The organism is Eubacterium callanderi (assembly GCF_900142645.1).
Taxonomy (GTDB): domain Bacteria; phylum Bacillota; class Clostridia; order Eubacteriales; family Eubacteriaceae; genus Eubacterium; species Eubacterium callanderi.
Window position 1 is genome coordinate 204024 of the sequence record NZ_FRBP01000001.1, and the last position, 25735, is coordinate 229758.

The 25735-nt window shown below is 44.2% G+C and carries 23 protein-coding genes and 1 other RNA gene; 4 read left to right on the forward strand and 20 right to left on the reverse strand.

Features of this window, described 5'->3' with window-relative positions:
• Positions 1-9 precede the first annotated feature (9 nt).
• From yajC to BUC22_RS01110, 19 genes are all read right to left on the reverse strand, one after another.
• A complete protein-coding gene (gene yajC, locus BUC22_RS01020; RefSeq protein WP_073381886.1) occupies positions 10-453 on the reverse strand; it encodes a preprotein translocase subunit YajC in 444 nt (147 codons plus the stop codon).
• Between the two features lie 18 nt (positions 454-471).
• Positions 472-1581, reverse strand: coding sequence for a tRNA guanosine(34) transglycosylase Tgt (gene tgt, locus BUC22_RS01025; RefSeq protein WP_013381917.1), 1110 nt, complete (start codon positions 1579-1581; stop codon positions 472-474).
• Positions 1582-1593: 12 nt separating this feature from the next.
• Complete coding sequence (queA, locus tag BUC22_RS01030; protein WP_073381889.1) at positions 1594-2628, reverse strand: tRNA preQ1(34) S-adenosylmethionine ribosyltransferase-isomerase QueA; 1035 nt, start codon at positions 2626-2628, stop codon at positions 1594-1596.
• 10 nt (positions 2629-2638) lie between these two features.
• On the reverse strand, positions 2639-3667 hold the full coding sequence (ruvB, locus tag BUC22_RS01035) for a Holliday junction branch migration DNA helicase RuvB (RefSeq protein WP_013381919.1): 1029 nt from the start codon (positions 3665-3667) through the stop codon (positions 2639-2641).
• A gap of 11 nt (positions 3668-3678) precedes the next feature.
• Positions 3679-4290, reverse strand: a complete 612-nt coding sequence (ruvA, locus tag BUC22_RS01040) for a Holliday junction branch migration protein RuvA (RefSeq protein ID WP_013381920.1) — start codon at positions 4288-4290, stop codon at positions 3679-3681.
• A gap of 102 nt (positions 4291-4392) precedes the next feature.
• Positions 4393-4571, reverse strand: a non-coding RNA gene (ssrS, locus tag BUC22_RS01045) — 6S RNA.
• Positions 4572-4692: 121 nt separating this feature from the next.
• Complete coding sequence (gene radA / locus BUC22_RS01050) at positions 4693-6054, reverse strand: DNA repair protein RadA (RefSeq protein ID WP_073381891.1); 1362 nt, start codon at positions 6052-6054, stop codon at positions 4693-4695.
• A 10-nt stretch (positions 6055-6064) separates the two neighbouring features.
• Positions 6065-6550 carry a VanZ family protein gene (locus tag BUC22_RS01055; protein ID WP_013381922.1) on the reverse strand — a complete coding sequence of 162 codons (486 nt, stop codon included), beginning with the start codon at positions 6548-6550 and terminating at the stop codon, positions 6065-6067.
• Positions 6551-6618: 68 nt separating this feature from the next.
• Entirely contained in the window at positions 6619-7668 is a 1050-nt protein-coding gene (locus tag BUC22_RS01060; protein ID WP_073381894.1) for a PTS sugar transporter subunit IIC, read from the reverse strand.
• 267 nt (positions 7669-7935) lie between these two features.
• A complete protein-coding gene (locus BUC22_RS01065) occupies positions 7936-8577 on the reverse strand; it encodes an acetolactate decarboxylase (RefSeq protein WP_073381897.1) in 642 nt (213 codons plus the stop codon).
• A gap of 9 nt (positions 8578-8586) precedes the next feature.
• A complete protein-coding gene (locus BUC22_RS01070) occupies positions 8587-9507 on the reverse strand; it encodes a CobW family GTP-binding protein (protein WP_083591059.1) in 921 nt (306 codons plus the stop codon).
• Between the two features lie 58 nt (positions 9508-9565).
• Complete coding sequence (locus BUC22_RS01075) at positions 9566-10915, reverse strand: uroporphyrinogen decarboxylase family protein (RefSeq protein ID WP_073381902.1); 1350 nt, start codon at positions 10913-10915, stop codon at positions 9566-9568.
• A 198-nt stretch (positions 10916-11113) separates the two neighbouring features.
• Positions 11114-12193, reverse strand: coding sequence for a GTP-binding protein (locus tag BUC22_RS01080; RefSeq protein WP_073381904.1), 1080 nt, complete (start codon positions 12191-12193; stop codon positions 11114-11116).
• Between the two features lie 233 nt (positions 12194-12426).
• Positions 12427-13080, reverse strand: coding sequence for a hypothetical protein (locus BUC22_RS01085; protein WP_013381928.1), 654 nt, complete (start codon positions 13078-13080; stop codon positions 12427-12429).
• 20 nt (positions 13081-13100) lie between these two features.
• A complete protein-coding gene (locus tag BUC22_RS01090; RefSeq protein WP_013381929.1) occupies positions 13101-13592 on the reverse strand; it encodes a prolyl-tRNA synthetase associated domain-containing protein in 492 nt (163 codons plus the stop codon).
• Positions 13582-14481 (reverse strand): DMT family transporter, encoded by a 900-nt coding sequence (locus BUC22_RS01095; RefSeq protein ID WP_073381906.1) that lies wholly within the window; start codon positions 14479-14481, stop codon positions 13582-13584. Before BUC22_RS01095 ends, BUC22_RS01090 begins: the two co-directional genes overlap by 11 nt.
• A gap of 38 nt (positions 14482-14519) precedes the next feature.
• Complete coding sequence (locus BUC22_RS01100; RefSeq protein ID WP_013381931.1) at positions 14520-16277, reverse strand: sigma-54 interaction domain-containing protein; 1758 nt, start codon at positions 16275-16277, stop codon at positions 14520-14522.
• Between the two features lie 105 nt (positions 16278-16382).
• On the reverse strand, positions 16383-18044 hold the full coding sequence (locus BUC22_RS01105; protein ID WP_013381932.1) for a BCCT family transporter: 1662 nt from the start codon (positions 18042-18044) through the stop codon (positions 16383-16385).
• Positions 18045-18142: 98 nt separating this feature from the next.
• Positions 18143-19645, reverse strand: coding sequence for a trimethylamine methyltransferase family protein (locus tag BUC22_RS01110; RefSeq protein ID WP_081474251.1), 1503 nt, complete (start codon positions 19643-19645; stop codon positions 18143-18145).
• A gap of 549 nt (positions 19646-20194) precedes the next feature.
• On the opposite strand from BUC22_RS01110, the gene BUC22_RS01115 reads away from it, so the two are divergent.
• The 4 genes from BUC22_RS01115 (at position 20195) to BUC22_RS01130 (ending at position 25071) form a co-directional block, all read left to right on the forward strand.
• Positions 20195-21238 carry an ornithine cyclodeaminase family protein gene (locus BUC22_RS01115; protein ID WP_013381934.1) on the forward strand — a complete coding sequence of 348 codons (1044 nt, stop codon included), beginning with the start codon at positions 20195-20197 and terminating at the stop codon, positions 21236-21238.
• 41 nt (positions 21239-21279) lie between these two features.
• Positions 21280-21900, forward strand: a complete 621-nt coding sequence (locus BUC22_RS01120; RefSeq protein ID WP_013381935.1) for a corrinoid protein — start codon at positions 21280-21282, stop codon at positions 21898-21900.
• Between the two features lie 149 nt (positions 21901-22049).
• Positions 22050-23507: a proline betaine:corrinoid methyltransferase gene (mtpB, locus tag BUC22_RS01125; protein WP_073381909.1), complete on the forward strand. Its 1458-nt coding sequence runs from the start codon at positions 22050-22052 to the stop codon at positions 23505-23507.
• A gap of 301 nt (positions 23508-23808) precedes the next feature.
• Positions 23809-25071 carry a helix-turn-helix domain-containing protein gene (locus BUC22_RS01130; protein ID WP_013381939.1) on the forward strand — a complete coding sequence of 421 codons (1263 nt, stop codon included), beginning with the start codon at positions 23809-23811 and terminating at the stop codon, positions 25069-25071.
• 11 nt (positions 25072-25082) lie between these two features.
• Here BUC22_RS01130 and BUC22_RS01135 read toward each other — a convergent pair whose 3' ends face one another.
• Complete coding sequence (locus tag BUC22_RS01135) at positions 25083-25664, reverse strand: hypothetical protein (protein ID WP_013381940.1); 582 nt, start codon at positions 25662-25664, stop codon at positions 25083-25085.
• Positions 25665-25735: the final 71 nt, after the last annotated feature.

Below are 25735 nucleotides of genomic sequence, written 5' to 3' on the forward strand. Positions count from 1 at the left end.
TATGCAGTTTTATTTTTTGTCTTCATCGACTTCTTCGCCAACTTCAACATTTTCATCGGTCACTTCTTCAAATTCAGCGTCCTCTACAGGGCTGTCATTGTAATCCTGAGTTTCCTGTACTTCTTCAATGGTTTCAGGTTCTGAAACAGATTCGGTTGTTTCTTCCTCGGTATCATCTTCCGTCTCTTCACGTTTGATTACCTTTGAAACAGCACTTTTAACGATCATTGCCTTATGGAAATCCGGAAGCATTTCGAGGACGATATTTTCATCATCGATTGCATAAATTATCCCATAAAAACCACCAATTGTCAAAATTTCATCCCCTGGCTTCATGTTGTCCCGCATTGCCTGTATTTCTTTTTTCTGCTTATTCTGTGGACGCATAATAAAGAAATAAAAGAAAACAACGAGCAGGATCAGCGGAAGAAAAGTCACTAAACCATTCTGCATTCTAAATTCTCCTTAATGTTATATTCCGTATTTTTGAAAAAAACTTTCCTTGAACGCTAAAAGGTTGTCTTCCATAATAGCATTCCGTACTTTTTCCATAAGCTTAAGTGTAAAGTATAAATTGTGATATGTCAATAACCTTGCGCCCAAAATTTCATTGCATTTTACCAAATGGCGTAAGTAAGCCCTTGTATAATTTCGACAAACGAAACAATCACATTCCGGGTCTAATGGCGTAAAATCTTCCTTGTAGGTCGCGTTGCGCACGACCACTTTTCCCTGACTGGTCATGGCCGTTCCGTTTCTTGCGATACGGGTCTGGAGCACACAGTCAAACATATCGACACCGCGGATTACACCTTCCAAAAGTGCATCCACTGAGCCGACTCCCATAAGGTAACGCGGCTTGTCTTTTGGTAAAAGCGGAACTGTCGCATCAAGAATCCGGTACATGGTATCTTTGGACTCCCCAACGCTCAAACCGCCGATGGAATAGCCCGGAAAATCAATTTCAGTCAGCCCTCTCACGCTTTCTGCCCTGAGGTCCTCATACATACCGCCCTGCACGATACCAAAAAGCGCCTGATCATCCGGACGCCTGTGGGCATCCTTACAGCGCTTTGCCCAGCGGGTGGTCATTTCCATGGATTTTTTGGTGTACTCATAATCCGCATCTGCCGGGGCACACTCATCAAAGCACATAATGATATCCGCACCGATCGTGTTCTGCATATCAATGGATTTTTCCGGAGACATAAAGTGCCGGGAACCGTCTAAATGTGAACAAAACTCCACACCTTCTTCTGTAATTTTTCTTAAATCATTTAAGGAAAAAACTTGGAATCCGCCGCTGTCTGTGAGGATCGGGCGGTCCCAGTGCATAAATTTATGCAGCCCCCCTGCCTTCTCCATAATTTCTTGTCCAGGCCGCAGGTAAAGGTGGTAGGTATTGCCAAGAATGATATTGGCATCCATCTCCTCCAGATCCTCACTGGTCATAGACTTAACCGTCGCCTGTGTTCCAACCGGCATAAAAATCGGTGTATTGATGACACCGTGGCTGGTATGGATTTTACCAAGCCGGGCCCCGGTGTGTTTATCTTCTTTGATTAATTCGTATCTGAACATTCAGTTTTTCTCCTAATAAATAAACATGGCGTCACCAAAGCTGAAAAAACGGTAACGCGCGTCAATAGCGTGCTGATAGGCCTTCAAGACCGCTTCACGGTTATAAAAAGAGGATACCAGCATCAGCAGTGTGGATTCCGGCAGATGAAAATTCGTAATCAACGCATCAATCACCTGCCACTTGTAACCTGGATAGATAAAAATATCCGTTGATCCCTCGCACGCCTGAACCTTGCCGCCAAAGCGGGCTGCGGCGCTCTCCAGCGTTCTGACAGACGTCGTGCCGACAGCAATGACTCGACCGCCCTTTTTTCGGGTTTCCTCGATGAGTTTTTCCGTTTCTTTGGGCACCTGGTAGGTTTCCTCATGCATATGGTGATCCAGTATATTATCACATTTTACAGGACGAAAGGTCCCGATCCCCACATGCAGTGTAACCTCAGCAGTCCTGATGCCTTTTCTGCGGAGCGCATCCAGCAGCTCCTCTGTAAAATGCAGACCAGCAGTTGGTGCGGCGGCGGAACCTGTGTACTTGGCGTAAACTGTCTGATAGCGGTCCTGATCCTCTAAAACCTCATGGATATACGGCGGAAGAGGCATGGTTCCTAGTTCCCCGATAATCTCCTCAAAGATGCCATCATATTCAAATTCAATGATTCTGAGGCCGCTCTCTATCTTATCTTTAATCTCACCCTTAAGCTTGTCCCCAAAGACCAGGCGCGTGCCGGGCATTGCCTTTTTCCCTGGCTTTACCATGGTTTCCCATGTTTTATCATCCAGCCGTTTAAGAAGCAGCAGCTCAACCTTGCCTCCGGTTTTTTCTTTTTTACCGAAAATCCGCGCTGGCAGCACTTTTGTATTATTCATAACCAGCAAGTCATCCTCATTTAAATAATCGATAATATCGTGAAAATAACGGTCCTGAATACTTCCCTCCATACGGTTGAGCACCATCAGTCTCGACGCGTCCCTTTTCTTTTCCGGCGTCTGAGCAATAAGCTCTTCAGGAAGGTCATAATAAAAATCCTTTGTCGTTAGTGTTTCCAAATTGATTCCTCTATTCTAAATCCAATTTCACCTGTTCCTGCAGCACTGCCGGCTCAAGTCCCAGATGCCTGTAGCCGCCTGAGGTGATCACGCGTCCCCTTGGGGTTCTGGCCAGATAACCGAGCTGAATCAGATAAGGTTCGTAAACCTCTTCGATGGTATTGCGCTCCTCGCCAATGGCCGCCGCCAGTGTGTCGATCCCTACAGGGCCTCCGTCAAATTTCTCAACGATGGTCGTCAGCATGATCCGGTCAATTTCATCTAAACCCTTGGCGTCCACTTCAAAGAGTTCCAAAGCTGTTCTGGCTGTCTCCAGATCGATAACGCCTTTTCCCTCAATTTCGGCAAAGTCGCGCACCCTCTTCAACAGACGGTTGGCAATACGCGGCGTTCCACGTGAACGCACTGACAGCTCCTCTGCACCCTTTTCATCCAAATTGACAGACAATATCTCCGCTGAACGGCTGATAATAGTTGCCAGCTCAACCTGGTTGTAAAGCTCCAGCCGCTGAACCACACCAAAGCGGTCCCGCAGCGGAGCCGTCAGCAGGCCGGCCCGTGTCGTGGCTCCGACCAGCGTAAACTTGGGCAGGTCAAGACGAATGGATTTCGCGCTGGGTCCCTTTCCGATAATAATATCCAGAACAAAGTCCTCCATCGCCGGGTAGAGTACCTCCTCCACACTTCGCTGCAACCTGTGGATTTCATCAATAAACAGGACATCACCTTCTTTAAGGCTGGTCAAAATGGCGGCCAGATCTCCCGGCTTTTCAATGGCTGGCCCGGAGGTGGTCTTTATATTCGTTCCCATTTCCTGGGCAATAATATTGGCCAAAGTCGTCTTTCCAAGCCCTGGTGGCCCGTAAAGGAGAACATGGTCCAGCGGTTCGTTCCGCTTCTGGGCTGCCTGTATAAAGATCGCCATCTGGCGCTTAACACGGTCCTGCCCTATATAATCCTCCAGCCGCTGGGGCCTTAAACTTCTCTCAATATCAATGTCGGTTTCTGTAAAACCGCTTGTCACTATACGATCCTTCATTTTTTATTCACCTACCGTCCAAGGGGATTTGCAGACATCAGCGCATTTTTCAGAATATCCTCAATGCTCATTCCCGGCTGAATAATTTTTTCGACCAGCTCTGATGCCTCGGCATAGCCATAGCCCAATCCCAGCAGCCCGTTAACCGCCTCATTAAAGAGGTTGTCCGTCTCTCTGAGATTTTCGATGGCGCCCGGTTCTGCTGAATCCGTAAATGCAAAATTCTTGTACTTATCCTTAAGCTCCAGAATAATCCGATTCGCAGTCTTCTGTCCGATTCCCGGCGCGCGAGAGATCGCCTTGGCATCCTCGTTGACAATATAGCGAATCAGCTCATCTCTGGTAAACTGTGATAACAGCCCCATCGCTGCCTTTGGCCCGATGCCGGAAATAGTGATAATTGTTCTGAAAATCTCGCGTTCTTCTTTTGACGAGAAGCCATAGAGCGTTACATCATCTTCCTTAAACGCCGGATGGATATAGACCTTTACTTCCTTGTGTAATTTTGGAAGCTCAGACATCGTGTTTGCGGAAACATTGATCCGATATCCCATACCCTGATGGTCCACAACGATGTAGTCTGACGCCTGTTCCTCATAATTGCCTTTTATATACTCAAACACGTCAAGCCTCCTGTTTTTTCGTATTTGTTTATTGTATCAATTCACTCCTGTTAATTCAAGAACCTTTATTCGGTCGTAACATGAAAAAAGCACCCGAAGGTGCTAAATCCCGAATATGCCGTCCACCATTTTTGACGCCTAGCGGATGCTAGGTGGGTGCCCTGTCTCTAAGGGTCTGTTTTCCACTCAAAGGAGGCTTAACATTGCATAGAGAACATCCGGACTCCCTATAAATAAGTGTAGGTTCAAAAATAAGGTTGTAACGTACATCTCAGGATTAATTTCATTATATCTGTAATTATTAGAATTGAAAAGGATAAATTTTTGTTGAGGGATTGCTAAAAAAGACTACAAAAACTAATTGACATTATCCGAATTTCAGCATTCCATTTTATTCCATTTCTATTTCAATATATTTAAGGCCTTAGATATATTATCGACTGGCAGAAGCTCCAGCCCTGTATTTTCCAGGCCCCGGGCATTGCCCTTTGGCATGATACAGCGCTTAAAGCCAAGCTTCGCGCCTTCTTTAAGGCGCTTTTCAATATGCTGTATATTTCTGACCTCACCAGTCAGGCCTACCTCGCCGATAATCATCATATCCTCTGGAATTTCAAAATTCCTGAAGCTTGAGTATAGCACAGACACAACGGCCAGATCAAGAGCCGGCTCATCTATCTTCATACCCCCGACCACATTGATATACGCATCAAGATTTTGAAGCTGTAATCCTAGCCTTTTTTCCATAATGGCCAGGAGCAGCACCATACGGTTATAGTCCATTCCGGTGGCCATACGCCTTGGGTTACCGAAGCTTGTCTGTGATACGAGCCCCTGAAGCTCGATTAAAAGCGGACGTGTCCCCTCCATGCAGGGCACTACCACAGAGCCACAGGTATTTTTCGGCCGGCTCGACAGCATCATTTCAGAGGGATTTGCCACCTCGTGCAGGCCATCCTGCGCCATTTCGAAAATACCGATCTCATTGGTTGAGCCAAAACGGTTTTTGACCCCTCTGAGTATCCGGTAGGTATGGTACTTTTCACCCTCAAAATACAAAACCGTATCAACCATATGTTCTAACACACGGGGACCGGCAATATTGCCTTCCTTGGTCACATGTCCGACCAGAATCATCGAAATATTGTCTTTTTTGGCAATCTGCATCAACACGTTAGCGTTCTCCCTTATCTGGCTGACGCTTCCGGGCGCTGAGGTAATTGTAGGACTGTACATTGTCTGAATCGAGTCAATAATGACCAGATCGGGCTTTTCATGCAAAATAGTATCTACGATATAGGGCACGTTAATCTCAGACAGAAAAAAAATATTCTGGGATTTCACCTTCATCCGGACTGCGCGCATTTTGAGCTGCTGCTCGGACTCCTCACCTGAAATATACAGGATTTTAAGCCCCTGGCTTCCAAGATTTTCCGTCGTCTGCAGCAAAATGGTTGACTTTCCAATTCCCGGGTCACCTCCTAGAAGGATAACGCCTCCAGGCACAATGCCGCCGCCGAGGACGCGGTCGAGCTCCTTATTCTTCGTTTTAAAACGATCCTCTTTCTGAGGAATAATTTCTTCAATACGCTTGGGTTTTGTGTACACCGCCCGTTCAAGGGTATTCTTCTTTCCCTGCTCAGTGGGCATATCCAGCTCCTCAACAAAGGAGTTCCATTCGCCACATTCTGTACAGCGCCCCATCCATTTAGGCGTGCTGTACCCGCAGTTCTGGCACACAAATTTCTTTTTTATTTTCGCCATATACCCTCCGTCATTCAATCCATTTATAGATCAGATAGCCGATCATACCACCGATAAAATTCAGTATCAGATCATCCACATCCGCACTGCGGCTTGACAGAAAAGCAAATTGGAGCAATTCGATCAAGGCTGTGGCTCCGGCTGTCACAATCAATATATGGGGAAAGCTCACCCGTCTTTTTTTACAGAGCGGGTATAATAACCCCAAAGGAATAAAAAGTGCAATATTTCCTGCCAGATTCCGAAAGGAGTAGGTAAAGGTATTGTACAAAATACTCACCGCATCTGTCGGCTTAGTGGCTAAAAACTCCCAATTTATGATCCCGCTGTGCGCAATATCATAAATATAATTATCAATATTGGTAAGCGGAAGCAGGTTATAGCTGGATTCATACACAATGTTTGATGTCGGCAGGAGCGTGACCATTGCCAGAAAACCAATATAAAATATAAACACAACCCTCAGTAAAAAACGCCTCCGCGCATCTTTTGTCATATTGCCGCTCCATTCTTAAACTTTAACGAAACTCATTATAACCCTAAAACCTTAATGATGCCAGTGGTTTATAAGTCCAGTTTCATATCGCCGGCTTTAATCCAGCCCGCTCTGGCGCAAAGCTTATAAAAAATCATCGTCATAGCTGCCGGCAGAATAATCTGAAGCAGGCCAATTCCCAGCACAATCTGTATCATCGGCTGGCCAGCCTCTGTCATGGCCATAACCGTGCCAATCTGTCCGACAAGGCCGCAGGTTCCCATTCCCGCAGCCACCGGCGTATTCTGCATCTGGAACACAGTGGTTGCCAGCGGCCCTAATACCGCTGACGCCGCAGTGGGCGGTATCCATATTCTCCAGTTTTTTATAATATTGGGCACTTGGATCATGGAAGTCCCCAGTCCCTGAGCCGCTAATCCACCGATCCCGTTTTCCTTATAGCTCTGAACCGCGAAACCGACCATCTGGCAGCAGCAGCCCACAGTCGCCGCTCCAGCTGCTATCCCAGAGAGGTTCAGCATAATACACAGCGCTGCGCTGGAAATCGGCAGTGTGAGTACCACCCCAACGACCACTGAGATAACAATGCCCATGATGATTGGCTGCTGCTCTGTCGCCCACATGATCACATTTCCAAGGGCTGTCATAAAAGCACCGATGGGCGGGCCAACCACTACAGCGACAAGTGAGCCAATGAGCATGGTCACAAAGGGAGTTACTAAAATATCCACCTTTGTCTCCCCTGATACAGCCTTGCCAAACTCCGCGCCGATAACCGCCGCGATCAGAGCACCCGCCGGCCCGCCCTGGGTGTTGCCAAGAAAACCTGCCACAGTAATGGAAAATAAGACAAGCGGTGGCGCATTGAGACCAAAAGCGACAGCGACCGCAATGGCTGGCCCTGTCATGGCCTGGGCCGCGGGCCACAAGGTCTCATTTAAAAAGGGAATGTGAAATAATATTCCGACCTGGTTCAGGATACTGCCCATCAGCAGTGTGCCGAACAAACCAAAAGCCATGTATTTCAGCGCATCGATCAAATAGCGCTGAGCGGAAAACTCAATGTCTTTTTTCTTAAAAAAATCCCGCACGTTTTCATACTTAGGTTCTTTTTTCATTTTTCCTCCAACTTATTTTTATGTTTTATCTATATTCACACAGGCAAAACAAAAGGATACAATCTGTATTCTTTATGCTGTGGCAAAAAATTGAGCGGCATGCACTTTTTGTACACACCATATTCGGCCGCAAAAAATAAAAATACCGAGCAAAACCCGATATTTTTATTTTCTAAGCAATAAACTAAAATACATTATTGTATCCTTATCATTTAAAACTTTTATATTTTATTATTATATCATATTTGAAGGGGAATTTCAAGCCGCTCATTGATGTTCTACGCACTCGATTTGATTACAGCTTTTAAAGCGTCCAGTGAGCTGACCTCCGCTTATCTGGTTCACATGGCCGCCCCATTTGTGATCCTTTGATAAAAAATGAAAATGCCATCCGACGAAGTTTTTTCCTTCTGCCCACTCTGGGCAACGGACTCCGACAAGAGTTCCAGTAATCCCTTGAAGTGTCACACATTTCTGCCGCCCGACAATCTCATCAAGCGCCTCATAGGGGCTTTCCACCGGCCAGACACTGTGGACTTCAATTTCCTTAAAGCATCCATCGAGACGCCCGATAAAGCAGCGCTCATGAATTTGATATCTCTGCTGCTCGTCCAGCTGTCTGCACAGGTCACTTATACTGGTAAATTCGCCCATTTCAATATAAGTATCTGGTTTAAAATCTGAAATTGTGGCAAAGGGTGTCCGGTCATTCTCATCCGCTATCTTAACGCGGCAGTCGCCGTCTGCTTTGTAGGGCACTCCCTCCAGGACAATCATCTCTCCATCCAGGGCATGGTAGGTCCCAAAGCCGATATCGCCATGCTTAAGGAGTTCCTTAACACTTCCGCAGCCGTCAAAACCACGATTTTTAAAAGCCTCAAAAGTTGAAACCTGATAAATCGTACTCATTTTTTATTCCTATCTGAATTCCATCGGCACATCGCCTAAAAACTTTTTCCAGGCTGCCAGTACCTCACTGATGATTTTAATGCCCACCGAAGAAATAATGACGATTTCTGTCTGGTCAAGCTCTTTTTTCCATGGATTCATGACTGCAAATTCATTGACGCAGCTGACCTCAAAATCGCCGGCGTTGGTTTTTACAAAACCCTTAATCCGGTAAGCATATTTTTTGATGTCGTGTAGAAAAGCGCCAAATTTCTGATAATCCAAAGGCTCATCTGAACGCAGGACACTTGTTTTAGGCCGAGATTCCCAGGTGTTGGTTGTCTCAACTGGAGCTGGCTGCTCTCCGTTCATTTCCGCAAGTATTTCTTCCATGAAAACCTCACAGAAAGCCGCTCTGTATATCTGCGTCCTGCTGTTTACTTCCTTTATCTTTTCCTCAATTTGGCTTAAGCGGTCTTCGCTCTGCAAATCTGTTTTATTGATAATCACTGCGTTGCTATAGACCAGCTGCTTATGCAGCGCGGGAATCAGATCATACTGCTCCAGAAAATACAGGCCATCCACAATACAGATGGCTCCAAGGTAATCATAAGCTTTTCCACTGATTAAGGTAACAGTCTCCAATATGGTACCCATGTTTGAGGGATCGGCTACACCGGATGACTCCACAAAAACATATTCTAAATCATAATCCAGAAAGCTTGCCAGCCCTTTAATATAATTTTCCTTTAAACAAGCGCAGAAAACTGAACCGCCTGTCAGTTCAAGAAGATCAAAACCATCACCTTTAATGAGTTCACCATCAATACTTTTTTCTCCAAACTCATTCATTAAAATCCCAATTTTGACGTCCTTAAAGTTTTTTAACAGATTAGTTAAAAAAGTTGTTTTGCCAGATCCTAAAAAACCAGTTAAAAGTACTAGCTTCATTTTTCCCTCCATTGAAAACAGGGTGGGTAACCTGAGGCACCCACCCTGGTGTTATTTTCTATAAATATTTTTTCACTTCATCTACAATTTCCTGACGGCTTGGAATAATGGAAGACCATACCAGCTGTCCGTTGATGTAGATGGAAGGCAGATGCTGTACTCCCATCTTCTGTGTACGCGCAATATCTTCTTTAATACAATATTTGTAAACGGCAATATCAACTGCGTCACCAAACTCTTCTCTGGCCAGCATCGCTGCTTTTTCCATGTATGTGCAGGCAGCGCACTGAACCGGGTCGAGGGTAAAAACTTCGATGAAAGGTTTGTCCAGATTTTCATAGTCTGGCAGCTCTACATCACCGAGCGTATCGACCGCTTCGTAGTTTTTAACCATTTCGCGGACTTCATCGGTGTGCTTGACAGCCTGCACACATGCGATGGTGTTTTCCATAGGCACATTGTATGGCATATCACAGCCCGGGCTCACGATCAGGTTGTGATGGTCAATGTTGTCTAACATATCGACAACATATTTCATATTATCCTGTTGTGTCCCGAACAGCATGGTTGTTGTCAGTGGGATGTTTCCGCCGATTGCAATATTGTACTGGTCTGTAATCTTTTTGGCTTCATTGATATTAACATTTTCGTCGATGGAAATGCCGTCTGGATTTGTCCGGCACATAACATCCATCTGAATGGTTGCGTCGCCACAGACAAAGAAACAGCCAAGAGCGCCTTTACTGCGAATATAATCAAACGCAGCTTTGAACTGATCCATAAACAGATCTTCAATGGACTTTGGTGAAATCTGACTGATAATCGGGTCGACGAGAGCAATGACATCCATTCCTGCTTCTACATAATAGTCAGTCATCGTATTGCAGACCTCTGTGCAGAAAGCAACCAGTTCTTTAACATAATCTGGATACATGATAATATCCATAAAGAATTCGCTGCCGCGGATGTGTGAGGCCAGGGTAACCGGACCACAGATCAGGCCATATAAAGCGGTATCATCACCTACAGATTCTTTTACGCGGCGCATAACATCCAGCACCATCGGGATACGTCCATCAGTTTTCTTGGGAATTTTGCATTTGCACGGCACCTTAGGATCGCCGGCAAATGGATGGCTCATAACAGAAGGCGGATTATCCTCTGCCCACAGCAGCTCGCAGCCTAAAATTTCGGCCTCAATCTGTAAATCAAAAATAATCGGCATACCATCCGGCGTATACAGTTTATGAACCTCCATCAATGATTCATATAACTTATCACCGTCTGTCAGCACTTCTCTGGCTGTATAGCCTTTTAAGGATCCTGCGTGCACACCGCTGAACGGCACGAACGGCACATTGTCTGTCTGTTCATGTCTCAATGTTTTTAATAAAAGTTCTTTACCCATTTTTTCCTCCAAAATTGTTTTACTCACAGTGGTTCATTTGTTTTATCTTGTGTTAAGTATATCGTTTTAAAGAAAAAAATGATTGTAGGTGCCCTGGTATTTTTGGGAAAATCTCCACGAAAAAGAGACCGAAGCCGCACATGTATACGAAATCAGCCTTCTTTTTTGGTAAATTTTCCTTATTTTTTTGTAAAGGCTTTACATCCGGTAAGTTGGATTCGGGAATCCCGGCCGGAAAGCCTCTATAACCAGATTTTCAACATTGAACCCAAGGCTTTCGCCCAGCGCTTCAATTTTTTCATTGGTGTGTTTTTCAAGCAGTGCAGGATCGACAGCCGCTCTCAGATTAATGGTCATGTGTCCTTTTTTCACTTCCTGGCCTAAAGTATGATCTAATTCAACCGGCCGCCGAACCCCCACACAGCTGAGCTTTGAGGCCCCCTTACCTGTATCTAAATAGAGCTTCAGATGGCCGATTTCGCCTCCTTCCTCTGCTACGGCTTCCTTCAGGGCCTCACCGAGAGCACTCATCAGCGCATCGCCGTTCACGGTGTCTCTGGCATTTATTTCAGCCTTGGCATTCAACCAGCCCATTTCAGCCTCGGCATTGCCGTAGGTTTCATAAACAACCTCCATTTTTTTCGCGTTTGAAGCGGCAATATCTGCTGAAAGAACTGCCAAAAGCCAAGTTTCAACACCTTTTCCCTCTTTTGCAGAAATTTCCATTACGCTTCCCGCCGGATATTTTTCATTTAAAAAGCTGACCAGTTTTTCTTTCTCTCCAGTATCGAGTGTGTCGACTTTATTTAAAACAATAAAATCGGCCTCCTCCATTTGCTTGTCCATAATATAATACACGCCTTCTGAGAAAGCATTGGTATTATCTTCCATAAAATCCTTCAGACGTCCGGGCTCAACCAAAACGGAAAGCGGCAGCACATCCAGTTCACCAGCTTTTCCCTCTTTAGAAGGTTTCATAATCGTCGAAACCAAATCTGTACAGCTGCCGACTGGCTCTGCCAGGATAAAGTCCTCCTGGCGCATTGTATTCACGCGTTCTGCGAAGCCTGGATAATTACAGCAAAAGCAGCTCCCTGTCAGCTCTGTGACCTCCAGATCATGATACTCAACATACTGGGTATCCACCAGATAATCCGTCTGGTCATTGGTAATGAGACCTACTGTATTTCCAATTTTTTTAAGTGTTTTCGCCGCTTCAATCATTGCCGTTGTCTTTCCGGCGCCTAAAAATCCACCAATTACCATTAGCTTTGTCATATTGATTACCTACTCCTCCGTTAGAATAGAACATTTATTAGATTAAGTATAATAAATGTTTTATTCAATTATATATCCTTTTTCAAAAATTGAATTGTAAATTATTATTTTATTTAGGTAGATTTTTGACAAATTAATTTCTGTATTCTTAAGATTTTGCTAAAAATAAAAAAGCCCGGATTATGGGCTTTTTAAACTTTTTAGAGGCATACGTTGTTTCAGCGTATACTAAATTATGCCGAGCGTCTTTCTGTTTTTCGAAACTCACAGTCAATATTCGAACAGAGGCGGCAGTCATGATCAATCTCAGCAGTACAGATTTCACGGTCTGCCCCATATACGTACCCCAATGTTTTTATGGGATTGTACATATAGCCCTCTGTAATATTTACCGCCATCTGGCTCCGGCCATCTACAATCTCTAAAATCTCCTTTTGAAAATGGATTGGGATCAACTGGTCATCTGGAGCAAAGCGGACGGTCAGTCCAAATCCTCTCCGTTTACAGATATCCTCTCGAATAATTTGGTAAAAATCATTTGACAGATCAAATAGAACCTGATCGGCAATACTGTCAATCATCAGGCCCTTCAAATACTCTTTTTCCATAAAATAGGCTGTACAGCGTTCGCTAATCCCTGGACCGAGCGTAACCATACTGCATACAAGATGGCTGAGGCCTGTAAGATCTTTGTGGATCAGCGGCCCTATTTCATTGGGAATGAGCTTGTAAATTCCCCGAGTCTCGACGAGTCTGGGGAGTTCTTCTGCCAGCTCATCATAAGCTTTCTCATACTCATTAAAATTCCAGAGCTCTTTACGGATATGCATTTGTTCAAACAGCTTTTCCCTATCCAGGCGGACAGGTATTCCTCTATAACATCCCATCTTGTTCCCTCAATTTCTTTTTAAACTCGAACGATCTCCACAGGATTGCCGCAGGCCGCCAGAAACTTTTTCAGACCGTCTGCACTAAAGTGAACCGTGGATGTATTGACATTAGGGTGGAAGTTCACAAACTCCTGATCCAAAACATCCTGGTCAATATAAACTTCTACTTCATGCTTCTGATCATTAATGATGCCAAAAACAGAGACCGCCCCGGTGGTAACCCCCAGATATCTGAGGAGACGTTCCTCGGAAGCGAAGCTCAAGTTGCTGATCCCGATCTGTTTGCCAAATTCCTTGATATTCATCTGCTTGGATTCTTCCAGAATCACCAGAATATGACGGTTCCCTTTTTTATTTCGCAGTAAAAGATTTTTACAGTGCGCCCCTTTGACGCCGTCCATATATTGCTCCAGTTCATCGCAGGTGTAAACCGGCGGATGCTCAATCACCTGATATTCTACACCAAGCGCGTTTAAAAAATCATATACCTTTTTCGCTTCAGTTTCCATTATTATTCCCTCTTTCTGATTTTTTCTTTCTTAAATAACCTTCAAAGGCGATAAGCAGAATAACCGCAAACATCATCAGGCTCCCCAGAAAACCGTAGGCTGTCAGGGGCTCCCTAAAAATGCCAACGCCGCATAAAAGCGCCACTACCGGCTCAAGCACACAGATCATCGCTGCATAGGTCGGACCGATGGTACGGATGGCAACCGTTGAAAAACCAATACCAATAATGGACAAAGCCGCCACCCCCAGCATTGACACGTAAACAGCAGACCCGAGACCGACAAGATGGAGTTCACCTTTTATTATGCCCCATGTGCCAAACACAAGCACCACCACCAAGGCCAGATAAAAAAGCAGGTTTAACGGATCCAGATCTTTGATACTGCTCTCACTGACACTGACCATATAGAGGCCAAAAGCCGCGCCAGATAGAAGGGCGATGAGCAGGCCCACAAGGTTTACTGTAAAATTAAATTCCATAAGGAATGCAATTCCCAGACAAGTCAGGACAAGGGCGGAAGCCTTTACCCATGTTATTTTTTCCTTATAAAAGACAACCATAAAAAACGCGACAAACAGCGGATATGAAAAGTGGATCATGGTTGCTTGGCTCATGGGCATAAAAATATAGGATTCGGCCAGCAGAAAAATCGCTCCGCCGTAGCCGATAACGCCGTATATCAGTAAATCCCTAATCTGTTTTTTTGTGGGCTTTACCAGCTTTTTTCTGGTTGCCAGATAAAGGCCGATCACCAGAAAAATAATCAAAAACCGGCTGACCAGTATGGTATCGCTGGTTACAGACAGATTGACTAGATTTTTGGTAAAAAGTGAGATAAAACCGGAGGCCGCGGCACCGATCACAGAAATAACGATTCCCTTAAACATTTTACTCCCTTTACTTTTCTGAAAATACCTCTGCCGTTTTATTTTAAATTGTATTTTTTCAGCTTATAGTATAGCTTCTGTCGGCTCATGCCCATCTGTTTGGCTGTTTTTGCGATATTTCCGCCATTTTTGGTCAGGCTTTCGATGATAAACTCTTTCTCTTTTTCCTTTAATTCCTCAAAAATATTCTGTCCCTTGTCAATCGAAACCGAAGTCCGTATCTCACGGTGCTGTTCTGGCTGCCCTTCATAATTTCCGATTTTATCCTCACCTAAAATATATTTGGGCAGATGCCGTATGCCGATATAGGTCTCATCCGGATCAATGACGTTCATGGCAGACTCCAGGAGGTGCCGGAGCTGCCGGACATTTCCTGGCCAGCTGTAGTTTTCAAAAAGCTGACTAACCTCTGAATCGACTCCAATGATTTTTTTATCGAACTGCTTATTATACATTTCGATAAAATATTTAGTCAGCAGACTTACATCATCCAGGCGCATCCGCAATGACGGGATCACAATATAGACAACTGCCAGACGATAAAAAAGGTCACTTCTGAAATTATTATCCTGAATCGCCTGTGCAGGATTTTCATTGCAGCTTGAGATGATTCGCGCACTCACATGGATCATTTTATTTGATCCCAGACGCGTAACGGTTCGTTCCTCCAAAACTCTTAAAAGCTTTGACTGAAGAAACAGGGACATGGAGTTGATCTCATCCAGAAAAATAGTCCCTCCGTCAGCTTCTTCAAAGAGCCCAGGCTTGTCGGTAGCGCCAGTAAAAGAGCCCTTTGTCGTCCCGAACAGCAGGCCCTCCAACAGGGATTCGGGTATGGCTGCACAGTTAATGGCCAGAAAGGGCTTGTTCCTCCTCGGGCTGTAGGCGTGGATGCTCTGCGCAAACATCTCTTTCCCTGTTCCCGTCTCACCGATAATGAGAATGTTCGAATCGGTTTGAGCTGCCTGTTTGGCAGACTGTATGCTCTTTGCGAGCTCAGGGTTCACTGTAATAATACTGTCAAAGGTATAACGCGTCTGCTTGGATTCATAGTTTGGCTGTGTGGTAATACTCTTGATTTTTTCAGAGTTCACTTGCTCCTTTTCTTTTCCAAGGGTTTGCAGAATACCATTATAATCCCTCACAATCGCGGCTGATCCGAAAATCTTTCCATGATAAAAAAGCGGGATAACCGATGTGACACAGTCCACAAAGGTTCCTGCCTTGGTATAATAGCCCTGCCGGACATTTTCAATTGGCTTCTGTGTTTTCAGCACTCTGAGCAGCAGACTGGATTCATAATCCAGCGCGTAAATATCCATGGCATGCCTGCCAATGACCTCTGAAGGCTCATAGTGGTCGATCTTCCCCTGAGCCTCATTATAAATGATTATCTTGCCATCCTGGTTAACAGCGTGAATCCCATCCTTGCTGAACTGTACAATAGTTTCCAAAAGACTGATTCGCGCATTCTTCATCCCAACCACCTCAAAAATCCAGATATTAAGTACGGTTTCTTCTCCAAAGGTCATTGTTTTCAATCGGACATTTACCTGGTTTTTATCAAGATCATAGAAGTATTCAGAATCCTCATCAATTCCATATTTTAAAAACAGCTCCTCAAGATGAAACTCCAGACCATCACTGGTGTTCAAATGAAAAATTTCTAAAAAACGGTCATTGACTTTGACAATTTTTTTAAACTGGTCTGTTATGACCAGTCCCTTGTATCTTAAATCAATAAAATCAATGAATTCCTGCATCGTATCATTCACTTTTTTGTCTATTTCTGCCATTATCAATACCTCCTTTAGAAACCGTTTATAAACTAAGTTGCTGTAATTATTATAACATTTTAAAAATTGGATAAAAGGGGCGAACGCATCCACCCCTTTATTCCATCACTCATTTTTTTCAACACTACTTCCACTGGCCTCTGCTTCAGCTGCTGCAACCCTCTCTAGACGCTCTTTCTCAGACGTGTCATAAACTGACAAGTCCCCTTTACTATAGATATCATATTCATCAAGCCGTTTCATGGATTTGAAGTAAGATGCCATCATAAAGACCATAATCACACAGAGGGGCAGGCCACAGACAATGACCGAAGTCTGCAGGGCGTCGGTTCCGCCGGAAATCAACAAAGTATATGCTGCTAAAGCCATGATAGCGCCCCAGAAAATACTGACAATTCTTGGAGGACTTGCCTCACCAGTTTCATCTTGAAATTCCTTGAGTGTCATGGCTGAAATAGACATAGTCATTGACTCAGCCAAGGTAACAAAGGATAAGATAACAATAAGAAGGGCGATTACGTTCATAAACTGGCTCCACGGCAGCTGGTTGAAGAATGCGTACAGCGCCATATCTGAGCCTACCTGCTCAACGATCTGTCCAATATTTGTTCCAAAGAATTTTTCAAGGATAATGCTGCCGCCGCCAAATACGCCAAACCAGACAAAGGAGAACACAACCGGTGCGATCAGGTTAACTGTAACAAATTCCCGAATTGTCCGGCCATAAGCCAGTTTGACTAGGAATAAACCAATCAACGGCGCAAAGACCATCCACCAGGTATTAAAGAATACATTGTTTGCTCCTACCCAGCCTGTCCTGGCAATGGGGTCTAAGAACAGTGAAAGGTTAATAAATTCATTAAAATACTGTCCGATGGCCGTAATGGTCAACTCTGTAACACCAATGGGATCAACAACAATAAACGAAAAGATTAATACGAAGAAGTATAAAACTGTGTTCAAATTACTGATATAGGTAATCCCTTTGTGCAGACCCGAAATGCTGGAGGCTGTATAGAACACTGTCATAATGGCGATGATAATCAGCCAGTTGACCATATTGCTTTCAAAGCCGACAATCGTGTCCAGACCGCGGGCAATCTGAAGTGTCGCAAAACCAAGAGATGTGGCGATCCCGCCGATAATTGCAAAAATAGCAACAGCATCGATAAAATTACCAATGCCGCCATAGGTTTTTTTGCCCAAAAGCGGATACAGAGAGGTACAGACACGGTAACGTTTTTTCGCATTGTAAATTAAGAATACCACACAAAGGCCTGCAGTCGTGTAGATGGCATAGGGATGCAGGCACCAATGCAGGAATGTATATTTTAAAGAGTTCAGAATCGCGCCGGAGGACAGGGGTTCTACACCCAAGAACGCCGGAGGATTGTACACGAAGCTGATGGGTTCATAAACGCCATAATAATTGATGCCGACGGCAATCCCCGATGTTAGCGCAATGGCAAACCAAACCGGTTTGCTCATTTTTGGCTTTGCGTCAGGCCCGCCCAGTTTAATCTTTCCGAACTTACTGAACCCGGCCCACAGGCAGAAGATAACCATAAAAAAGGCTACAGGCGTAATAAACCATGAGAAATATTTCAGAACAAAATTTAATGCCGCGTTGGCGCCGTTGGCAAAGGTCTGCGGTGCAATGCAGCCAAAAGCTACGAAAATAACAAGGGCGATTCCCGATGAAAAGAATACCCACTTATTCACAATATCAAAGAATCCCTTCTTTTCTGTTGTTTGCTGCTTATCCATTTTTCCCCTCACTTTCATAATTCATTTTATGCCACAAGGAACATTATAGAGGAATTAAGGCAGACTGTCATCTGCCTTAATTCAAGATACACACATTCTTAATTGTATTTAGCAATTAAAGCTTTCAAGATATCGTCACAGTCCTTGCTGACGTCTGCCGGGATGGTTTTAGGCTGATGGTTTTCAAGAATATCTCTGACTTTTGCATTGGCCAGGTCTTTAAGCTCTGGTTTTCCGTCTGCTTCCCAGTTGGTGTATACTTTACGGTTAAATAACTGTGGAAGCCACCATTCGGTTTTGAACTTTTCAAATGTCTGGCGTTCGGCCAAGAAGTTTCCGCCAGGTCCTACATTTTTGATAATGTTGACAGCCAAAGACTCGTCTGTTACTTCAATACCGCGGATAATCTGCTTGGTCTGTCCAATAATTTCGTTTGCGATGACAAGGGCTTCCATGGAGGTTAGCAGACCCGATTCCATGTATCCGACATCATGGATTAAATTACCGCCATAGAGTGCGGACATCAGGATACTTGTTGCCTGATCAATGCCGTGCTGCTGGTCAAGACACTTGGAGTCTGAGCAGCCAGCTGTTGTGAATACAGGAAGGTTATAAAACTGAGACATTTTGCTCAGTCCGCCCTGCAGCAGATTGAATTCTGGTGAACTGTAGGTAATCTGCATTGAGGACATGTCCACGCAGGTACAGACGCCGCCCATAATATAAGGCGCACCCTCTTTAATCAACTGGTTGATTACCAGACCGGACAGGGATTCGGCCAGTTCGACAACCATAGTACCTGCCAGTGTAACCGGGGCAGTCATACCTGCCTGAGCAGCAGAGGTGTAGACAGCCGGCAGTCCATGCTCTGCCATGGTCATCATAACATCCAATCCTTCGTTTTCGTGGATCAGCGGGGTGATCGGCTCAGAATAAACTGCGAAAAATGGATATTTTTCAAGTTCTTCATAGCTGCCGCGCACTTTTGCACCCATATCGATCATTGCCTGAACATTGTCACGGTTATAAGCCCAGTGTAAAATCGGCTTCGGAGAGTTTTCAAACATTGCCTTAAAGCAGTAGACATCTAAAACGCTGGTTTCGACACCATCAATGGTCCCAAAGTCCATCAGATAGTCAATGTTTGGAAGCGCATCCATTACCTTCACGGCCTTGCAGGTATCTTCATAATGAGGAATTTTCCGCTCACCGGTGTATGGATCCAGTGTATTGATAACGGTGGGGCCAGGTCCGTAATAAAAACGCTTGCCGCCAAGGATCATCTTGGATTCCATATCCTGAGAGTAGAGTGTTACCTGGGAAGGTGCGGACTGAATAGCGCTTTCAACCATCGCAGCAGGGAAACGAACGCGTCTGCCATCGACGAAGGCTCCTGCTTTTTTAAGAATTTCCAGTGCCTTGTCATTATAGACATCAACACCGACCTCTTTTAATACCTCTAAAATTGCCTGATGAATCATTGCGCATTGATCATCGTTAAAAACTTCAATACCTAATTGTTGTCTACTTGTGTAGTTGCATAAGTTATCCATCGTTTTCTCCTTTTTCTCTTGATCAACAAATGCGATCGTTTTTAACATAAACCTTTTGGGGTGATATTAATGCAAGACCTGTGCCATATTCGTAAAACATTTTAAAAAAGTGGTAGTTTCAACTGGGATTTGTGGTTTTCCAACCTTATATATACAAAAGTCTCCTTCCTGTCATAAAATTTTATTCCATTTTATTAAGAAAGAATTTCTATTGAAAACGTATTAATCCGTTTGAATAAAAAACGTCAAATTTGTCAAAAAATGTAAAAATTATTTTGACATTTTTTACACCTGCCAAAAATGTTAAAAAAATAACGAAAACTTTTTGGTAAGCTCTTTAATTTTGTCAAAAAATGTAAAAATTGTTATTATTTGTCAAAAAAACGTCCACTTTTAAGACGCTTTTTTTGACCTACGCACCCTCCGTTTTTTTTCTTAATGCTTTTCCGAAAGTACTTTTTCTTTGTTATATATATATGTAATCAAAGTTTAAGACACTTTATTTTTACGAAAACCAGAAATTTTGGCACGAGTATTGCATCTCTTATCCAGCAAACATAAACTTTTTTAATCTATCAACTTTTGGAGGGAATATATATGAATTTTGATCACGCTTATTTTGAACAAGACAGAGAAAACATTTCGAAGAAACTGGATATTGGCAAAGAAATTATTTATCTGACAAAACCAGAATGTGAGAATATCGGCCTCACACGCGACGATATTCTGGAAATCACCAAGAAAACGTTGATCTCCCACGGAAAAAAAGAATTTGAGATGCCCGCAAAAATTGGCGTTCATCCATGGACAGAAGTCTTTTTCCATGCAATGCCAGCCTATGTTCCAGAGCAGAGAGCCATTGGGTGTAAGTGGATCGAATGCTACCCAAACAATCCAAAGAAGTACAATCTTCCACAGACAACTGGCCTTTTGGTATTAAACGATGTGCTTTCCGGTGTCCCTGTCGCAGTGATGGACTGTGCCTGGATTACCGCCATGCGCACACCAGCTGTTACAGTCTTAGCTGCTGCTGCCCTTCATCCAGATGCTGAAAACTTTGGTATGTTTGGTTGTGGTGTACAGGGGATTGAACATGTGCGTTATGTCACGAGAACACTCAAAAATCTGAAAAAAATTTATGTATATGATGTCGTGGAAGCTGCTGCTGATAACCTGATTAAAATTGTCCAGCCCGAAATTGATGTTGAAATCATCAAGGCTGCTTCGCCTCAGGAAATCGCTGAAAAATGTGAGGTCATGAGTTCTGCCACCATCATCCTAAAAGATCCTTTGTGCGTTGTTAAGGACGAATGGATCTCAGCCGGGCAGACCATTGTGCCCTGTGACATGAACACCTTCTTTGACCTTAAGACACAGTACCGTGCCGATAAATACATTGTCGACAGCAAAGAGGAGCACGAGCTGTTTGCAGAGATGGGCTACTTCCCGGCAGATAAGGGGCTCCCGGAGGTTTACTGCCAGACCGGCGAGATTCTCGCTGGCTTAGCTGAAGGCCGAACTTCCAAGGATGAACTGATTGTCTGCAGCAATATTGGGATGTCTGTCTGTGATATGACGGTTGCCCGCGCAATATTCGATATCGCCCTTGAAAAGGGCATTGGCCAAAAGCTTGACCTGTAAAAGCATTCTTATATAAAATTAAAAAAAGTGAGGATAAAATTATGAGTAACTATGCAATGATCAGCGATTATGTTGTAAGCGGAAACGAAAACGGCGTTGTCAATGAAGTTAACGCCGCTTTATCTGGCAATGCAGCACCTCTTGAAATTATCAATGATGGTCTGTTGACCGGTATGAATGTTGTCGGTGAAAAGTTTGCAAACGGCGAAATGTTTGTTCCTGAGGTTTTAATGGCTGCCCGCGCCATGAACGCTGGCATGGACATTGTTAAGCCGCTTCTGGCCGAAGGTGATGTTACCTCCCTTGGTACAGTTGTCATCGGCACTGTCAAAGGCGATCTCCATGACATTGGGAAAAACCTGGTGGTTATGATGCTTGAAAGTGCTGGATTCAAAGTGGTTAATCTTGGTGTTGACGCTAAAAAGGAAGCCTTCGTTGAAGCCGCTAAAGAAAACAATGCGGATATTGTGGCCATGTCCGCCATGTTGACAACCACCATGACTTACATGGATGAAATTATCAAAACCTGTAAAGACGCAGGCATTGATGCCAAGTATATGATCGGCGGCGCGCCAGTAACACCAGCCTACGCTGAAAAGATCAGCGCCATCTACACCGCTGATGCGTCAACTGCAGCCGAAAAAGCCAAAGCATTGGTTTAAAAACTTAAAAACAAACTATTTTGACAAATTTTTAAAATAAAGAACCTGCCCACTCTTTCTTCCTCTTTCAAAAAAGAGTGGGCCATTGATGCGACTGCCTTTGGATACCGTTGCATCCAAAATTCAAAAAATATCGGAGGAATCCAATAATGTATATTAATCGAAAATTTTATGAAAATTATGTCTCTACCCGCGATGTTGAACTTCTGCATGAATACACCCTGAAAGTTTTAAAAGAAGTGGGTGTCTCCTTCAATTGCGAAGAAGCATTGGATATTTTCAAAAAACACGGAGCAACGGTTGAAGGAAGTATTGTTAAAATCGATGAATCCTTATTGAACGCAGCACTGGAGACGGTTCCCAAAACCTTCACTGTTCATACAAGCAGCGGTGAAACATCAATTGGTGAACCCTTCCGTCCAAAAACAGTTGGCTGCTACGGTCCTTCCAAGTTCCTGTTTGAGGATGATACCTACCGTGTGGCCCAAATGGCGGACATGATTAAATTCCTGAAACTTATGGATACCAGCGACGTGACTGATTTTGTCAACAACGCTGCTTTCGATACGCCTGACCTTGACAAAGATCAGGATGACTTTTACCTGCCTCAGGTGGCCATGTGCCTGAAATATTCTAAAAAGCCAACCTACGGCAATGTGGCCAACAGCCTGAACACCCGCGGCAAAAGTCTCAAGGAAGCCGCCCGCGGTATTGCAAATCTTTACAAAGAGTTCTACGATATCTGGGATAAACCAGTTCTCCTGACCAATGCGTGCGCTCTCTCACCCCTTGGTTACTCCTATGAGGTACTGGATAATATTATCGGCTTATGCGAAGAAGGACAGCCTGTAACCATTATCACCTGTTCCATGACAAACATGACTGCCCCGGCAGCGCTGCTTGGAACTGTAATCCAGAACAATGCGACTATTCTGGCCGGTATCGTGCTGACCCAACTCATCAACCCAGGTGTGCCTGTTATTTATGGCTCCGTCTCGAGCGCCACAGATATGCGTGAGGTAGCTCTCGCCATCGGCGCACCGGAGGCTCAGCTGATCCAGATGTCTTCACTGTCACTGGCCCGCTATTATCAGATCCCAGTGCGCACCGGCGTTGCTGGAACAGACTCCATGAAGCCCGATTACCAGGCCGGGGTGGAAACCTTTATGAACCTTATGACAACCTATCTGGGCAAAGCAGACTTTATCCTGCACCACGCGGGTATCCTCCAGTCCTATGCCCTCGGAAGCTATGAAAAATTCGTGATGGACGAAGAAGTTAACCGAATTCTTCTGAGACTGAACCGCGGTATTGATATCAGCGATACAAAAGCAGAAAAGGTTTTTGCTGAAATCAAAAAAGCCGGACCGCTTGGTAATTATCTGTCCGGCAGGACACCAAAAGACTACCGGCAGGAGCACTACCTGACCAAGCTCTTTAACCGCGCCGCCGGAGATCCCCAGCCTATCGCCGACAAAATCGGTGATATCCGCGAACGGGTGGCAAAGGAAATTGAAGAAAGAGTTGAAAATTACACTCTGCCTGATTTAACACAAACTCAAAAACAAATTTTAAACAAATTTTTACCTAAATCTGAAAAATTTTAAAGCCTCAGAAAAATCCCTCTTTTCTAAACCGGTATGCAGCCCCAGCAAGCATACCGGTTTTATTTTTTAAATTGAATTTAAAGAAATGTTTTTACTGAATTTTCATAATCATCCTGTTATTAATTTTCTTATAATTTTGTAATAAATATAAAACTGTTTTCTGCTTTTATAAATTTTTTGATATATTTCATGATTTTAAAGGATTTAATGGTATTTTTCAACAAAACTTTTGTAGATATTTTCAAAATATGATATAATAATCAATAACAAATGCAGAAAGGACAGAAAGGCAGATAATTCTATGAAAGAAACTATTTTTAAAGAAGACCACCAGTTAAACCTCGAAGCCATCGAGGACATTCTTACCTCATTTTATTATGCGACAGATGTTCCGGTAACCTTATATGACCAGAACACCCATCCGTTGGGCACCTACTTTGAGGATAAAAAAATCTGCCGGTACTTTAATCAGTCCGAGACAGAATCCAGCCTCTGTCCAAACGCACTGCACTTTGCTGCAACCTGGGCACACCGTCTTGGAGAGCCCTATATATTTGTCTGTCCCTCAGGCTTTGTCAATATCGCCATCGCCATCCTCGACGGCCAGCAATTTGCCGGTTCTGTCATTGCCGGCCCCATTGCCATGGGAACCATTGAGGAGAGCACTATCCGGGATATGTTCACCATCCACCAGGCCTCACCTGAGGTGCTCTATAATACTACACTCTTTATCCGAAATATGAAAATTTTCACCCCTTCCCAGGTAAACCATTTAGCTAAACTCCTAAACGCGGCGATCCTGAGCCTGTACCCCAATACAGAAGCCTATGAAAAGCTAAGCTCTGAATACCATGATCAATCTGAAATTGGAGAGCGTATCCACGAGCATAAAAAGAACAATATCCCATTGGTTTACCCCTATGAAAAGGAACAGGAGCTTGTGCGGCAGGTGAAGGAAGGTGATCACGAGGGCGCCCAGGTAACTCTCAAATTTTTAGTAAATGAAATTCTGCTGATTGAGGGCGGCAACCTTGAGGTCATCAAGGCCAGAATTCTGGAGCTTGTCACTATTCTCTCCCGGGCTTCGGTAGAGGGCGGGGCTTCGCTTGAAAAGATCTTCGGCCTGAATCTTGACCTGATCACTGAGCTCAATAAAATTGACAGCATCCAGGTTCTGAGCTCATGGACTGTTAAAATTATCGACCATTTCACAAAAAATATTTTTAACAATATTTACTCAGGAGACTCCTATCTGATCAACCAGGCCATTGAGCACACAAGAGCCAATTACATGAACAAAATCACTCTCCAGAAGCTGGCAGACTATCTGCATGTTTCAGATTCCTATCTATCTAAGCTGTTTAAAGAAGAAACAGGCATCAGTTTCACGCAGTATCTCAACGAAATCCGGATTAACCGAAGCAAGGAGCTCTTGCAGAACACCAAAATGAGCATTGTCGAGGTTGCTCTTTTCGTCGGCTATGAGGATCAGAGTTATTTTACAAAGGTTTTTAAAAAAATTACCGGTATTACCCCAAAGAAATACCGGTCAGGAAAAAAATAAAAACGAAATTTTTAAGCCACTCCTCCGAGTGGCTTTAATTGAAAGCTGTCCAGCGCCTCATTGATTTCGTCCAAATCAAAAACGCGATGCTCCACACAGTAGCGGATGATTAAGTCAAAGGTTTCACTGCCGGAAAGAGCATAGCCGGCTTCGCACAAAAGGGCTTCCATCTCGTCCAGATCGGCTTCCAGCGCAATGCCCAGAGCGATGACCGTGGCCTTTGACGGATGGTATTTCGGGTCGCTTCTTATTTTTGAAAACAAACGGCGGTCAATGCCGGCTTTATGGTAGACTGCCTTGTCTGGAAGGCCCCGCGCATCAATCATTTTAAAGAGAAGACCTGTAAAACCCGGTCCGCGATTCAGCACAATGTAGCTGTCCAGGCTTTCCTCTGAAGCGACCAAAGTCCCCTGGCTCAGGCACACGTCCTCTTGATGGCTTTTTCCAAAAACCTTCAATGCTTTTGCCTCTACATTGCGCGCGCACACTGCCGCGGAATCTCTTTGCTTTTTTCTGGCAGATTCATCGACGGCCTGCCTCTGTTCTTTTTCAACAAATTTTCTGAGTTCGGATAAAAATTTCTGTGACAGCATCATAACCTCCGATGTCGCCCTTCAGGCGACCATTTTTCTTTCAAAGATGTTATTATCATATCATAAAAAGA

Coding starts and splice junctions, on each gene's coding strand:
- yajC (WP_073381886.1), bottom strand. CDS start 453: ATGCAGAATGGTTTAGTGACTTTTCTTCCGCTGATCCTGCTCGTTGTT.
- tgt (WP_013381917.1), bottom strand. CDS start 1,581: ATGTTCAGATACGAATTAATCAAAGAAGATAAACACACCGGGGCCCGG.
- ruvB (WP_013381919.1), bottom strand. CDS start 3,667: ATGAAGGATCGTATAGTGACAAGCGGTTTTACAGAAACCGACATTGAT.
- radA (WP_073381891.1), bottom strand. CDS start 6,054: ATGGCGAAAATAAAAAAGAAATTTGTGTGCCAGAACTGCGGGTACAGC.
- BUC22_RS01055 (WP_013381922.1), bottom strand. CDS start 6,550: ATGACAAAAGATGCGCGGAGGCGTTTTTTACTGAGGGTTGTGTTTATA.
- BUC22_RS01060 (WP_073381894.1), bottom strand. CDS start 7,668: ATGAAAAAAGAACCTAAGTATGAAAACGTGCGGGATTTTTTTAAGAAA.
- BUC22_RS01065 (WP_073381897.1), bottom strand. CDS start 8,577: ATGAGTACGATTTATCAGGTTTCAACTTTTGAGGCTTTTAAAAATCGT.
- BUC22_RS01070 (WP_083591059.1), bottom strand. CDS start 9,507: ATGAAGCTAGTACTTTTAACTGGTTTTTTAGGATCTGGCAAAACAACT.
- BUC22_RS01075 (WP_073381902.1), bottom strand. CDS start 10,915: ATGGGTAAAGAACTTTTATTAAAAACATTGAGACATGAACAGACAGAC.
- BUC22_RS01080 (WP_073381904.1), bottom strand. CDS start 12,193: ATGACAAAGCTAATGGTAATTGGTGGATTTTTAGGCGCCGGAAAGACA.
- BUC22_RS01085 (WP_013381928.1), bottom strand. CDS start 13,080: ATGGGATGTTATAGAGGAATACCTGTCCGCCTGGATAGGGAAAAGCTG.
- BUC22_RS01090 (WP_013381929.1), bottom strand. CDS start 13,592: ATGGAAACTGAAGCGAAAAAGGTATATGATTTTTTAAACGCGCTTGGT.
- BUC22_RS01095 (WP_073381906.1), bottom strand. CDS start 14,481: ATGTTTAAGGGAATCGTTATTTCTGTGATCGGTGCCGCGGCCTCCGGT.
- BUC22_RS01100 (WP_013381931.1), bottom strand. CDS start 16,277: ATGGCAGAAATAGACAAAAAAGTGAATGATACGATGCAGGAATTCATT.
- BUC22_RS01105 (WP_013381932.1), bottom strand. CDS start 18,044: ATGGATAAGCAGCAAACAACAGAAAAGAAGGGATTCTTTGATATTGTG.
- BUC22_RS01110 (WP_081474251.1), bottom strand. CDS start 19,645: ATGTTAAAAACGATCGCATTTGTTGATCAAGAGAAAAAGGAGAAAACG.
- BUC22_RS01115 (WP_013381934.1), top strand. CDS start 20,195: ATGAATTTTGATCACGCTTATTTTGAACAAGACAGAGAAAACATTTCG.
- BUC22_RS01120 (WP_013381935.1), top strand. CDS start 21,280: ATGAGTAACTATGCAATGATCAGCGATTATGTTGTAAGCGGAAACGAA.
- mtpB (WP_073381909.1), top strand. CDS start 22,050: ATGTATATTAATCGAAAATTTTATGAAAATTATGTCTCTACCCGCGAT.
- BUC22_RS01130 (WP_013381939.1), top strand. CDS start 23,809: ATGAAAGAAACTATTTTTAAAGAAGACCACCAGTTAAACCTCGAAGCC.
- BUC22_RS01135 (WP_013381940.1), bottom strand. CDS start 25,664: ATGCTGTCACAGAAATTTTTATCCGAACTCAGAAAATTTGTTGAAAAA.